The organism is Bradyrhizobium huanghuaihaiense (genome assembly GCF_025200885.1).
Taxonomy (GTDB): Bacteria; Pseudomonadota; Alphaproteobacteria; order Rhizobiales; family Xanthobacteraceae; genus Bradyrhizobium; species Bradyrhizobium huanghuaihaiense.
This window is the reverse complement of sequence record NZ_CP104172.1, coordinates 4,565,172-4,577,814: the sequence shown is the minus strand read 5'-3', so window position 1 is coordinate 4,577,814 and position 12,643 is coordinate 4,565,172. Positions and strand designations below refer to the sequence as shown.

The 12,643-nt window shown below is 63.6% G+C and carries 14 protein-coding genes; 7 read left to right on the top strand and 7 right to left on the bottom strand.

The window, feature by feature from the left end; all coding sequences use genetic code 11:
* The first annotated feature begins 86 nt into the window (after window positions 1-86).
* Entirely contained in the window at window positions 87-1,268 is a 1,182-nt protein-coding gene (locus N2603_RS21870) for a bifunctional 2-C-methyl-D-erythritol 4-phosphate cytidylyltransferase/2-C-methyl-D-erythritol 2,4-cyclodiphosphate synthase (protein WP_260423977.1), read from the top strand.
* Between the two features lie 3 nt (window positions 1,269-1,271).
* Window positions 1,272-1,880 carry a CinA family protein gene (locus N2603_RS21865; RefSeq protein WP_018641894.1) on the top strand — a complete coding sequence of 203 codons (609 nt, stop codon included), beginning with the start codon at window positions 1,272-1,274 and terminating at the stop codon, window positions 1,878-1,880.
* A gap of 141 nt (window positions 1,881-2,021) precedes the next feature.
* Here N2603_RS21865 and N2603_RS21860 read toward each other — a convergent pair whose 3' ends face one another.
* Complete coding sequence (locus tag N2603_RS21860; protein ID WP_018641893.1) at window positions 2,022-2,201, bottom strand: hypothetical protein; 180 nt, start codon at window positions 2,199-2,201, stop codon at window positions 2,022-2,024.
* A gap of 1,277 nt (window positions 2,202-3,478) precedes the next feature.
* Here N2603_RS21860 and N2603_RS21855 point away from each other — a divergent pair.
* On the top strand, window positions 3,479-5,542 hold the full coding sequence (locus N2603_RS21855; RefSeq protein WP_260423976.1) for a DUF1217 domain-containing protein: 2,064 nt from the start codon (window positions 3,479-3,481) through the stop codon (window positions 5,540-5,542).
* 16 nt (window positions 5,543-5,558) lie between these two features.
* Here the strand turns inward: N2603_RS21855 and N2603_RS21850 are convergent, their stop codons facing one another.
* From N2603_RS21850 to N2603_RS21840, 3 genes are all read right to left on the bottom strand, one after another.
* On the bottom strand, window positions 5,559-6,419 hold the full coding sequence (locus N2603_RS21850; RefSeq protein ID WP_260423975.1) for a DNA-binding protein: 861 nt from the start codon (window positions 6,417-6,419) through the stop codon (window positions 5,559-5,561).
* Between the two features lie 9 nt (window positions 6,420-6,428).
* Entirely contained in the window at window positions 6,429-8,036 is a 1,608-nt protein-coding gene (locus N2603_RS21845; RefSeq protein WP_260423974.1) for an acyl-CoA synthetase, read from the bottom strand.
* Window positions 8,037-8,141: 105 nt separating this feature from the next.
* Window positions 8,142-8,639, bottom strand: a complete 498-nt coding sequence (locus N2603_RS21840; RefSeq protein WP_260423973.1) for a hypothetical protein — start codon at window positions 8,637-8,639, stop codon at window positions 8,142-8,144.
* A 94-nt stretch (window positions 8,640-8,733) separates the two neighbouring features.
* Between N2603_RS21840 and N2603_RS21835 the strand changes: the two genes are divergently transcribed.
* The 3 genes from N2603_RS21835 (at window position 8,734) to N2603_RS21825 (ending at window position 9,996) form a co-directional block, all read left to right on the top strand.
* Complete coding sequence (locus tag N2603_RS21835; RefSeq protein WP_018642166.1) at window positions 8,734-9,102, top strand: hypothetical protein; 369 nt, start codon at window positions 8,734-8,736, stop codon at window positions 9,100-9,102.
* A gap of 91 nt (window positions 9,103-9,193) precedes the next feature.
* Window positions 9,194-9,709 carry a DUF3828 domain-containing protein gene (locus N2603_RS21830; RefSeq protein WP_018642167.1) on the top strand — a complete coding sequence of 172 codons (516 nt, stop codon included), beginning with the start codon at window positions 9,194-9,196 and terminating at the stop codon, window positions 9,707-9,709.
* Between the two features lie 11 nt (window positions 9,710-9,720).
* Window positions 9,721-9,996, top strand: a complete 276-nt coding sequence (locus N2603_RS21825; protein ID WP_260423972.1) for a GNAT family N-acetyltransferase — start codon at window positions 9,721-9,723, stop codon at window positions 9,994-9,996.
* A 48-nt stretch (window positions 9,997-10,044) separates the two neighbouring features.
* Here N2603_RS21825 and N2603_RS21820 read toward each other — a convergent pair whose 3' ends face one another.
* Both N2603_RS21820 and N2603_RS21815 read right to left on the bottom strand, forming a co-directional pair.
* Entirely contained in the window at window positions 10,045-10,443 is a 399-nt protein-coding gene (locus N2603_RS21820) for an SPW repeat domain-containing protein (RefSeq protein WP_260423971.1), read from the bottom strand.
* A gap of 165 nt (window positions 10,444-10,608) precedes the next feature.
* Entirely contained in the window at window positions 10,609-11,544 is a 936-nt protein-coding gene (locus tag N2603_RS21815; protein WP_260423970.1) for a tetratricopeptide repeat protein, read from the bottom strand.
* Window positions 11,545-11,648: 104 nt separating this feature from the next.
* Here N2603_RS21815 and N2603_RS21810 point away from each other — a divergent pair, with 104 nt between their 5' ends.
* Complete coding sequence (locus tag N2603_RS21810) at window positions 11,649-11,924, top strand: GNAT family N-acetyltransferase (protein WP_260423969.1); 276 nt, start codon at window positions 11,649-11,651, stop codon at window positions 11,922-11,924.
* Between the two features lie 50 nt (window positions 11,925-11,974).
* Here the strand turns inward: N2603_RS21810 and N2603_RS21805 are convergent, their stop codons facing one another.
* On the bottom strand, window positions 11,975-12,376 hold the full coding sequence (locus tag N2603_RS21805; RefSeq protein ID WP_260423968.1) for a DUF3597 domain-containing protein: 402 nt from the start codon (window positions 12,374-12,376) through the stop codon (window positions 11,975-11,977).
* Window positions 12,377-12,643: the final 267 nt, after the last annotated feature.

The following is a 12,643-nucleotide window of genomic DNA, read 5'->3' as shown; positions in this document are numbered from 1 at the left end:
CCCCTTTTTTTGCGGGCCTGCCGTGCTAGAGGCATGCCGGCAAATCACCCCCTGCTCTTTCATTAGCAACTGAGTATTTGAGTCCTATGGCGAAATCACAACGTACCGCTGTCGTCCTCGTGGCGGCCGGACGCGGCCTGCGCGCCGGCGCCGGCGGGCCGAAGCAATATCGCGAGATCGGCGGCGTGCCTGTGATCTATCGCGCCATGGAAGCCTTCAGCCGCCATGCTGATGTGTTTGCGGTGCAGCCGGTGGTGAACCCCGACGACAGCGCCATGTTCACGGCGGCGGTCGCAGGATTGAAACACGAGCCGCCGGCCCATGGCGGCGCCACCCGTCAGGCTTCGGTGCTCGCCGGTCTCGAGGCGCTGGCCAAGCACAAGCCGGACATCGTCCTGATCCATGACGCCGCGCGCCCGTTCGTCTCTGAAGGCGTGATCTCGCGCGCGATCGAGGCGGCGAGCCGCACCGGAGCTGCGATTCCCGTCGTTGCCGTCACCGACACCATCAAGCTCACCGGCGAGAGCGGCAATGTCGAGGACACGCCGGACCGGTCGCGCCTGCGGATCGCGCAGACGCCGCAATCCTTTCGTTTCGATGTCATCCTCGAGGCGCATCGTCGCGCCGCGAAGGACGGACGCTCCGATTTCACCGACGATGCCGCGATTGCCGAATGGGCGGGATTGACGGTTGCAACCTTTGAAGGCGATGTTGCCAACATGAAGCTCACCACCCCCGAGGATTTCGTGCGCGAGGAAGCGCGCCTGGCTGCCCAGCTCGGCGACATCAGGACCGGCACCGGCTACGACGTGCACGCCTTCGGCGAAGGCGACCATGTCATGATCTGTGGCGTGCGCGTGCCGCACAGCAAGGGTTTCCTGGCGCATTCCGACGGCGACGTCGGCCTGCATGCGCTGGTCGATGCCATCCTCGGCGCGCTCGCCGACGGCGACATCGGCTCGCACTTCCCACCGAGCGACGCCAAGTGGAAGGGCGCCTCCTCCGACCAGTTCCTGAAATACGCCATCGAGCGCGTCACGGCGCGCGGCGGCCGCGTTGCCAATCTCGAGGTCACCATGATCTGCGAGCGGCCGAAGATCGGCCCGTTGCGCGACACCATGCGCGCACGCATCGCCGAGATCTCCGGCGTCGACATCTCCCGCGTCGCGGTGAAGGCGACGACCAGCGAGCGACTCGGCTTCACCGGCCGCGAGGAAGGCATCGCGGCCACCGCGAGCGCCACCATCCGTCTTCCCTGGAGCGTCTAGGTCATGGGCGGCAGCGACGCACGCGCCCTCTCCCGCTCGCTGCTGGATTTGTGCCGGATGCGCAAGCTGACGATCGCGACGGCAGAGTCCTGTACCGGCGGCCTCGTCGCGGGCGCGCTGACCGACATCCCAGGCTCGTCCGACGTCATCGATCGCGGCTTCGTCACCTATTCCAATGACGCCAAGCGCGCGATGCTTGGCGTCGAAGCCGGCACGCTGACGAATTTCGGCGCGGTGAGCAAGGAGACCGCAACCGCCATGGCGATCGGCGCGCTTGAGCGTGCGGATGTCGATCTCGCCGTCGCCATTACTGGCATCGCCGGTCCCGGCGGCGCCACGCCGGGCAAGCCGGTCGGCCTCGTGCACTTTGCCGCTGCCGCGCGCGACGGCCGCATCATCCACCGCGAGCACCGTTTCGGCGCGATCGGCCGCAGCGCCGTGCGCGCCCGCTCGGTGGTCGAGGCGCTGCGCATGCTGATGGACCTCGCCCGCGGCCCGCAAGTCGCCGCCAAGCCGCAACGCACCGCCGCCAGCCGCCTGCGCCCGCGCGTGACCCGCTCACCGCGCCGGCATGCGGTGAAGCGCCGGCCGCCACGCTCGCCAAGGGGCTGAGCCCGTAGCCCGGATGGAGCGCAGCGCAATCCGGGATTTGCATCCGCGGGCGCAGGGGTCCCGGATTACGCTGAGCTCCATCCGGGCTACGAGTCTGCGCACGGCGAAGCATCTCACGCCGCTGCAAGCAGCACGCGCCTGTCATTGCGCCGTTCGCTCGGTCCGATAGATGACGGGGAGCTTTTGTTCGATCGCCTTCGCGAGCACCGTTCCCGTGGTCCGTCCGAGCTCTTTCGCGATCGTCGTGATTGGCTTGGTGCCTGCGAGCTTCCTGAGCCGGTTGAGATCGTCCTCGCTCCACGATTGCTTCCAGCGCGCCATATCTCCAGTCCCACTCCACAAGCCCCCGCGCCCGACTCAGATTTTAGTTGAACATCCCATGAAATACAGCCCTTGCAGGTGTACCGCTCGCGGCAAGGGGTGTTCCGTCACTGCACCGCCTTTTGGCACAAACTGCACTTGTCAGCTTCGGCCGCGCGAAGTCTTGATTTCGGATTGTGCGCCCGGCTCGCCGGTGTCCGCCCATATCTACAAGCCCTTGTGCTGCTGGTCGGGCAAAACACCCATCCGGCGGGTGAACCGCCGTGCGCGAAAATATTCCACTTTACCGAAATTCGGCTTTGGCGTATTCGTGCGTCACCTCATCCCGGTCAGAGGGGCGTATCGCGATCGTCACGAAACGTGGGGTGAGCGGCGGTGGACGCTAGTCACATCGGCGCGAGAAGGCATCGCAGGGCGGGCAACCGTGAGCGGGCACCATCGCGCACACGACCGGTGCGATTTGCGTACGGCAAAACCGTGTCGTCCTGGCGCCCGGGGTCTGAGCGCCAAGTCTTGCGGTGATGCGGCGGCCCGACCGGGCACGTGCATCAGCCATCGCGCAAGGCGACGGGGGCAATAGTGCATCGCTCCCCGGGGAGAGCGCGGCATAAGCCGTCAAACCACTGCGCAGGGAAGGCCGGATGTTTGGCTTCACCTGTATGCCGCTGTGCAGCTTCTCGTAGCGCAATTTTCGCACAGTGGACCGTGGGTGCCAGCCGGCACCCGGCCTTCCCTGCGCCCTCGGCACTTTTGAGGGCGACGACTGAAGCAAAGCTCGGGCACGATGTGCCGCGAGAATGCGAGACCGTGTGTGCGATTTAGATTCGAGCATGAGATGAATTCCGCGCACGTGCCCCGGACGCGGCGCAGCGCCCCGTCGGCGATGCGCTTCAGAGCCGGGGCCCATGCAGCAGCAAAATGCGCGGCTTCTGGGTCCCGGCTCTGCGCCGCAACGCTTGCGCATTGCAGCTTGTCCGGGACACGCGTGTGGGCGTCGGGTATGCCCCCTCGCCGCCCATTCCGATCCATTCCCTGATCGGAACATATCCGGAACACCATCTTCGCGAAAGCTGCATCTGAGAAACATATGGAAACAAACGGCAACAAAACACGGCATGCGTCATCTTGGCACAAACTAAAACTTTAGATTGTGATCCAGAATCACTTTAAGAAAACGCAGCTATGAGACAGAGGCTGGCATGAGGCCGGCTCCCACCTCGCGACCCCGCAATGATTGACGGAAGTCCGGGACGTTAAGAAGCCGCGAGGAATGCGCGATGGTGTCAACGTATTTCAGTTACAACTACATTTCGCACCATCTCAAACAGTCCCTGACGCGGGTCGAACAGCAGACCGACGTCGCGCGAGAGGCCGCCTATTACAAGGCCAACATCGGCAAGGTGAAGACCGTCGACGATCTCATGAAGGACTATCGCCTCTATCACTATGCGATGAAGGCATATGGCCTGGAAGACATGGCCTACGCCAAGGCGTTCATGAGAAAGGTCCTGGAGAGCGACCTCTCCGACGCAAAGAGTTTCGTCAACAAGCTGGTCGACAAGCGTTACCGGGAGTTTGCCGCGGCATTCTCCTTCGCGGGCGGTACAAAGCCCGTTGCGCAATCGGAGGACCAGATCGACGAGATGATCGGCCTGTACACGGCGACCAAGAAGGGCCAGGTCGATGCACTTGCGGACGATACGAAATACTACAGCACCCAGATCGGCAGCATCACCAGTGCAGACCAGCTGCTGAACAACGATCGTCTTCGCAACTACGTCTATTCGGCATTCGGGATCGATCAGAGCAAGTGGCCGCGCGACACGATCAGTCAGGTCCTGCGCAGCGATCCATCCGATCCAAACAGCTACGTCAACACCACCTTCGCGTCTCAGTTGCCCGGCCTCAACGCCCAGCTCGCTCAAGCCAAATCGGACGTGAGTGCCACCACTACGAAGATCGCCGACTACACGGCCCAACTCTCGCAACCAGGCGCCGACGTGGATCAGTTGAACGTCCAGATCCTGGTCGAAAAATATCACCTGGAATCATATACGAAGAGCGTATCCAGCCTCAACGACCAGATATCGACGATTGGCAACTTTGTCGATCTCGCCGGCGCATTCGAGTTTTCGCCTGACGGTTCGCTGCCGTCGGGTGTGCCCGCGCAGACTGCTGCAAACGTCACGCTCACGACAAAGCGGTTCGACGACAGCAAGTCCGCCATCTATGCGGCGGCAAGCCCGCTGAACGAAGCTCTGGCAATCAGGCAGTTCAGAAACGCCATCCTCAACATCAAGTCGGTCCAGGCGTTCGTATCGACTCCGGCCGTGTATGATTTTGCGCTGGGCGCCGTCGGCCTCGATCCCAAAGCGGTCCCGCAGGACACTGTCAAGGCTGTCCTCGAAAGCGATCTCAGCAACCCCAAGAGCTTCGTCTATACGCTCAAGGACAATCGGTACGTCGAGCTCGCACGGTCCTTCAACTTCGATGCAAAAGGCAATCTGACGACCCCCTTGGTGGCTCAGGACCCGGCAAAAGTCCTCCAGATCGCGAAGGACTACGTCATTGCAGTCGTGAAACAGGCAAGCCCTGAGCAGCAGAAAGCAGTTCGGGAACAGGCCCAGAAAGACGCGACGTCCTATCAGGAAGCCATCGCAGGCATAGACAGCGTTTCCGAGCTGCTTGCGAACCAGAAGATGGTCGATTTCATTCTCGTCGCCAAGGGTTTGGACCCCAAGAAGGTCAGCACCGAATATCTCGAGAAGATCTTCGCGTCCGACCTGAACAATCCAAAGAGCTTCGCCAACACCCAGACCGATCCTCGCTTTGCCGAAATCGCGGCGTCGTTCAACTTCGACAGCAAGGGCAACGTCGCGCGCCTTGCGATGATGGGTCCGCAGAAGCAAGACCAATTCCGGGAAACACAGGAAAACTATCTCCAGCAAAGCCTGGAGCAGCAGCAGGGGGATACGAACCCCGGCGTACGCCTGGCACTCTATTTCCAGCGAAAGGCGGGGGAAATCACGTCCGCATACGACATCCTCGCCGACAAGGCTCTTTCGGAGGTGTTCAGGACCACCTTCAATCTGCCCGACTCGATGGCGTCGATGCCGATCGATCAGCAGGCCAAGTTCGTGGACAAATTCATGAAGATCAAGGATCTCTCCGATCCCGCGAAGGTCGAAAAGCTGCTGGGCCGTTTCTCCGCCATGTATGACGTCAAAAACGGCCAGAGCATCGGTCAGGGACAATCCCCGTTGCTCAATCTCTTCCAGGGATCAGGCTCAGGGATAAGTGACTCCACGTACCTGGCCATCGCCAAACTACGCTCTCACTGATGATCGTTCGCCGAGATTAGCTCAACACCTCGAGCATCAATTCCATGGTCATCAGCACGGGATTGTCGCCACGGATCAGACGCCCTTCGGCGATGCCGCCCATGTAGTCGATCAGGGCAACATCGAGTACAGCCTCCAGCTCCCCAGAGGGACCAGACGCGATCGTCCCGGCCGTTATCGCCAGCTCCGTCGCGAACGGCTCGGTCACGCCGCCATGGGTGAAGCGGGCGCCGATGGTCGAGCCGACGCCGCCATGAATCTTGGCCCGCGCGATGCCGTGTGCGCGGCAGAAGTCTTCGAGGCAGAAGGCAAAATCCTGATTGGGGCGCAGCCGCAGCGCAAAGGCACGGCTGGTCGTGCGCGCGCCGGTGCTCGCAAGCGCGACCGGTCCGAACAGCTTGAAATTGGTTTCGGGATCAGGCTCGGCGGTGAACATTGCGCCGTCGAGGCCGAAGGCTTCGACCTCGAACGGCTCGGCGACGATGGTCTCGTCCGGCAGCATGTGGCCACCGCCGGCCTTGTCGCCGGCTTCGGTCCAGAGCCCATGGCAATGAAAGAACGGCGCGCCGTCGCGCGTGCCGAGCGTCATGCTGCCGAGCTTCGTGCGCGTGATGCCTTGGGGCCGATAGGTGTCGCTGTAGAACGCGGCATTCTCGCCGGTCTTGGACAGCGCCGGCATGACATAGCCGAACGGCCCGAGCGCGCCTCCGCGAAAATTCAGCACGCCACCGACAAATCCCTCCGTCGCAAAGCCGCGCCGCGCAGCCTCCAGCAGCGGCACACCTGCCTGAAGCGTGAAGGAGAAGGCACGCCCCCTCGCCTCCACCCATTGAATGCGCTCTGCGACGGGCGCGCCGGGCTGCTTGATACTTCGCATCACCTACGCTCAGCCCGCCTTGATCTTGTCGAGGTCGAGCAGGCCGCGCGCCTCGAGCTCGTCGCGCACCATGCGCTTCGGCACCTTGCCGTAGCCGGATTTCGGCAGCGCCTCCCAGAAGAAGAACCGCTTCGGCATCTTGTAGCGCGGCACCTTCGGGTCGAGGAACGCCGCCATCTCGGCCTCGCTCACGGCCTTCGCGCCTTCACGCGCGACGCAGACGGCGACGCCGACCTCGCCCCAGGTCGCGTCGGGCACGCCCAGCACGGCGACCTCGCCCACCGCGGGATGCGTCAAAATCTTCTCCTCGATCTCGCGCGGATAGATGTTGGAGCCGCCGGAGATGTACATGTCGGAGGCGCGGCCGGTGATGTAGATAAACCCCTCCTCGTCCATATGGCCGAGATCGCCGGTCCGGAACCAGCCGTTGCGGAACGCCTTGGCATTGGCTTCGGGGTTGTCGTAGTAGCCGGCGAACACCGCAGGTCCGATCACGCAGATCTCGCCGCTCTGGTTCGCCTTGAGCTCGCGGCCCTCGTCATCCTGGATCGAGACCTGCATGCCGGTGCGCTCGAAGCCGCAGGTGCCGATCTTCGCATGCGCGCCGTCCTCAGGATCGTGCAACGCCGCCGGCAGCACGGTGATGTTGCCGGTGACCTCGCCGAGACCGAAATACTGCACGATGACCTTGCCGAGCTTCGTCAGCGCCGACTTCTGGTCCTCGCGATACATCGGCGCGCCGGCATAGATCACTTGCCGCAACGAGGAATGATCGTATTTGTCGACGGCGGGATGCTCGACCATCATCTTCAGGATGGTCGGCACCGTGAAGAGATTGCTGACGCGATGGGCCTCGATCAGACGGAACGCCTCGTTGATGTCGAATTTTTCCGTCGGCAGCAGCACGGTGCAGACGCCACGCACGGTCTGCACCAGCTGGTGGACGCCGGCGCCGTGCGACAGCGGCGCCACCACCAGCGAGGCATCGTTCTCGGTGACGCCCGGGGTGAGATCGGCGAGATGGTTGGTGACGACAAATCCCATCTGGCCGTGGGTCAGCACCGCCGCCTTGGAGCGGCCGGTGGTGCCGGAGGTGAAGAAGAACCAGCAGGGATCATCATATTCGACCTCGGCATTCGCGACATCTGCGCCGGCATTCGAAGCGATCGCGTCGGCCACCGAGCGCTCGCCGAACGTGGCCTTGCCGTCGAGGCTCCAGGTGAATTGCAGCGCGCCGCCCTTCACTGCCGCCGCATGCTCGGGAAAATCGACGTGGCACAGAAACGCCTTCGCGCCGGAGGCCTCTGCGAGGTAGGTGACCTCATCCGGCATCAGGCGGAAATTGGTGGGCACCCAGACCGCACCCAGCCGGAACGCTGCGAACATCGAGAAGAACATCTCGTCGCCGTTCTTGGAATGGACGAGGATGCGGTCGCCTTTCGTGACGCCGCGCGCGGCGAGCGCCGCGGCCAGCGCCGAGACCTGCGCGTCGATCTCGCGCCACGTCCAGGATCTGTCGCCCCAGACGAAACCGGGACGCGATCTATGCCGCCGCGCATTCTGCGTCAGCATGTAGGCGAGATTCATGACGCGGCGGGACATGCGCAGGGGCTGCATCGGGCTTCCTCTTCGAGCGCGGACGGCGCGCAAGCCGCCCGCTCATTGCAGCCCATTTATCGCCATCGCCGGCGCCCCCGCAAGGCCGCCCGCCGCACACCTGCCCTACGGTTGCCTGAACGCAAATGGGGTTGCCGAGATCGCCTTCTCCTTGGAGCAGGCCTGCGCACCGAAACCGCCGCAATAGCTCCCATGCAGATCGAACCGGACAACGCGCGCGGCGCCGCGCTTCATCGGCGGCGCCAAAATCTTGTAGCTGCGGACGTAGCCGTCGAACACCGAACGCACGCTGCCATCCGGCAGCGTGACCAGGATGTTCGTGACGCAGCCGCCGGTTCCGCAATAGGTGGTCTCGCGTTCCCCGCATTTGGTGTCGCGGAAATCGACGATATAATCGTCGCGGCCGTCGCCGGTCAGGTCGAGCTTGCGCACCGTGTCCGGTGCAAAGGTCACCGCGCCTCCGTCCTGGCTCTCGCATTCCTCATTGGCGTAACGCAGAGCCTTCTGCACGCCGGACGGATAGTCGGCCGGATTGAACGGCTTTGCGTCGTCGGCGCGCGCGGCCGTGGCAAGGAGGGTCAGCAGGAGCATCAGATATCGCATGCGCGTTGGTCGTGCGCAGGCCCGCCATCGTTCAAGGAATCTTAAACATGATCGGCGCAACCTCGCTCAGTTCTCGCGTACAGAGTGCCGCATCATGGTCAAAGCGCCCGCCCTCCTCGTCTTGTCGCTGGCGCTCGCCGGATGCGCCATCGCCCCGCAAGCACATCTGGCCTCCGATCCCGCCTTCAAGCCTGCACGCTATGCCTGGGATGGCGCCGGCGAGGATCCCAATCAGCCGCGCGCTGCCTCCGCACCATCGCGAACGACGCGTACCGCCGCCACATCCGAGCGCACCGGGTCGCGAGCCGGACTACAGCCCTATTCGAAGGAATGGTGGCAGGCGCAGGACGGCATCGAGGCCGAGCAGGACGCCAGGGTCAACCGCTCCCTCGTCATCTGCCAGGGCTGTCTCCGCCCGCAGCCGCAGGCGGAAGATTCCAGGCTCGCCAAAGCGAGCGATTGAACCGAACGGCCTTCCCATCGGTCTACAGAAATGTGCGCCGGCACCGGCCGCCCCGGCCTGCCGTCATGCGCCATCATCTCAGGGACATCTCATGCTCACCCGTCGCTCCTTCGTCGCCGCTTCTCTGCTCGCCGGCATCTCCCCGGCATTGGCCGAGACCCCTGCCCCCGCCGATCCCCTCGCCACCCTGACCGCGATCTACGCCCGCGCGGCCAAGGGCAAGGGCGATGGCGGCGGCGCTTTCATCATCGAGAACAAGGCGGCGAAGGCAAAATACCTCTCCAAGGCGCTGGTCGCGCTGTGGGCCAAGGCGGATGCGCATACGCCGAAGGGCGATGTCGGGCCGATCGATTTCGATCCGGTCACCAATTCGCAGGAACCGGACGTGAAGTCGTTCAAGGTGGACGCCGAGAAGATGGAGGCGGACAAGGCGATCGTCGCGGTCACCATCACCGGTCACCGCAACGACCGGAAACCTGCCGACCTGATCGTGCGTTACGACTTCGTGCGCGAGGCAGGTAGCTGGCGGATCGACGACATCAGGGGTGCCTCCGACGGCGAGGCCTGGTCGATCCGCAAGATGCTGACGGACTCCCTCAAGAGCTGACCGGAGACGACATGAGCGACGTCATTGACAACAAAGCCCACCACCGCTTCGAGTTCGAGGTCGAGGGCCACCTTGCGACCGAGCATTACAAGCTCGACGGCAATGTCATCACCTTCGAGCATACCGAAGTGCCGAAGGAGCTCGGCGGCAAGGGCGTCGGCTCAAAGCTCGTGCAAGGCGCGCTCGACCAAGTTCGCTCCGCCGGATTGAAGCTGATCCCGCAATGCCCGTTCGTGAAGGCGTGGATCGAGAAGCACCCGGACTATCAGGACCTGGTGAAGCGATAACCGCGCAGGCCCGCCCGTAGCCGGGCGGGCCTGCCGACATCCTTCGGCCTATTGCCCGTGCTTGAGCATGTCCTGGTCGTTCAGGTCCCAGTCCTGCCACAGCAGCAGCACGCCGAGGAGAACCACGGCCGCGCCGAGGCTCGTGTGGTAGATGCGCAGGAACCCTTCACCGGAATAGCCGAGGAAGTAGGGCGAGGCGATGAGCCACAATCCGACAAGGATCGTCGCCACTTCCTGCCAGCGTTGCAGCGCGACATATTCGAGCTGGCTGATGCCAAACACGATCAGGCCGACTGCGACCGCATTCAGGATGACCATCGAGTCTCCGACGACCCCGGGCTGATCCTGGATGGGAAACCACGGCGAGACGACAATCAGTGCGCCCAGCAGCATCCCGGACCAGTCTTCCCACGTGCGATGAGTATTCAAGAAACCAAAGTCCGACATCGTACCCTCCTCTGACAGAGGCACACGTCGGCGGCTGGCGATCACGACTTCCGAATGTCTGGCGACCCTGCCTGCCGCATTCGGACGTATGTCCTAGGGAACACGTGGGAACAACCGGTGACCGCGCAAGAGTGAGAGCGAGGATTATTTCATATCGCACCGCAGCTAGGGCGCCCCGAGCTTCCTCAACGACTCCTGTGCCGTCTGCAAGCCCGGCTTCAATTCCAGCGCCTTCCTGAAATCGGCGATCGCACCCTGCTTGTCGCCCAGCCGCAGCTTAGCCTGTCCGCGGTTGTTCCAGGAGAACACGTCTGAGGGATCGTATTGCAGCGCCTTGTCGTAGTCGGCGAGGCCGCCCTTGTTGTCGCCCTGAAAGAGCCGGATCATGCCGCGATTGCGCCAGCCGCGCGCATCCGTCGGCGCGAGTCGGATGGCCTCGCCATAATCGGCGGCCGCACGATCGAGCTGCTCGCTGTCGCGATAGACGTTGCCACGGTCGATATAGGCGAGCATATCGGGCGCCAGCTTGATCCGCGTGGTGTAGTCGGCGAGCGCATGCGTGGTATCGTGCTTGCGGGCGTAGACGTAGCCGCGATTGGCATAGGCGGTGGCGTAATTGGGATCGCGCTTGATCGCGGCGTCGAAATCGGCAATGGCGCCGTCGAGGTCGCCCTTGTTGAAGCGGGACTCGCCGCGGTTGCTGTAGGCCAGCGCCAGCGACGGATCGAACTTGATGGCCTGGTCGTAATCGGCGATGGCGCGATCGTAGTCGCGCTTGAAGCTATAGACACGGGCACGGTTGTTGTAGGCGCAGGCATAGTCCGGCGCGAGCCTGACCGCCTCGTCGAGATCGGACAGCGCGGCGTCGAGCTCGCGCTTCTCGGTGAGGCCATGGCCGCGGTTGCAATGGGCGCCCGCGAGCCTGCGACCAGTCTCGCTCCCGGTGTCAATGACGCTCGAGCAGGCCGCGACCCGCTGGTCCGGCGTGCTGGTCGGCCCGACGCACGCCTCCCAGGCTGGACCGCCTTCGGCCGCAGCCAGCACCGGTGCCGTCGAAGCGAGCGCGACCAGCAAGGCCACGACGCTGAGCGGGACACGCATTTTCCGGATATCTCCCCTGCGGCAACCTCCCTTGGTCGCATCTTGGCAAGGGCCGGTTCAGCCGCCTAGATCAGAGGCAGACATCGTTTCGGAAGGATTTCCGCATGGCGGCATCGGTACGCGACAACAAGGACAAGAGCCGCTTCGAGCTCGATATCGGCAGCGACATCGCCTTCGCCAATTACCGCCTGACGCCGTCGGCGGTGATCATCACCCACACCGAGACGCCGCGCGCGCTGCGCGGCCGCGGCATCGCCTCCGATCTGGTCAAGGGTGCGCTGGATCTGATCCGACGCGACGGCAGGAAGGTGATCGCCGGCTGCGGCTTCGTCGTCGACTATCTCGACAAGCATCCCGAGGATGCGGACCTCGTCGCCTGAACGCAAAAGGGCCCGCGCGATCGCGGGCCCTTCGACGACCGAGGGATCGGTCAGTGCTTGATCTCGGGCGGCAGCTTGCCGCCATTGGCGGCGAGCTTGGACATCACCTGCTTGTGCAGCCAGACGTTCATGCTGGCCGAGTCGTTCATGTCGCCGCTGTAGCCGAGCTCCTTGGCAAGATCCTTGCGCGCGGCCAGGCTGGAGTCGATGTCGAGCGCCTTCATGAGATCGACGATCGAGGTGCGCCATTCCAGCTTCTCGCCCTTGTGCGCGGCAACCGCCGCATCGACGATTGCCGCAACGTCCACATTCGCCATCGGCGCGGACGCCGGCGTCGATCCGCCCGGCGCGGCGCTGGCGGGCGCGCTACCCGGCGCTGCGCCACCGGCGGGCGCGGCGGAAGCCGGATGGCTGCCGAAGATCGCGCCCATGATTTTCCCGAAAATGCTCATGTCTGCTCCCCGAAAAGGATCCGTTGGAAGGCCTTGAGTGGCCACTTATAGACCAAGTTACTGCGTTGCGCCCGCGGTGTTCTGCGAACCTGCAAACAGCATGAGCTTATCTGCGGCGAAATGACGGCCGAATGACATCGTCGAGGTTGCATTGCGGCATCAAATTTCACCCAGGCGTGAGGGACAGGACTCGGAATTGGGAGTAGCCTCAAGGTTCAACTCGCGATCCCGTCCGGAATTCGCGTCTGGTTGGAATCGCGAAACTCA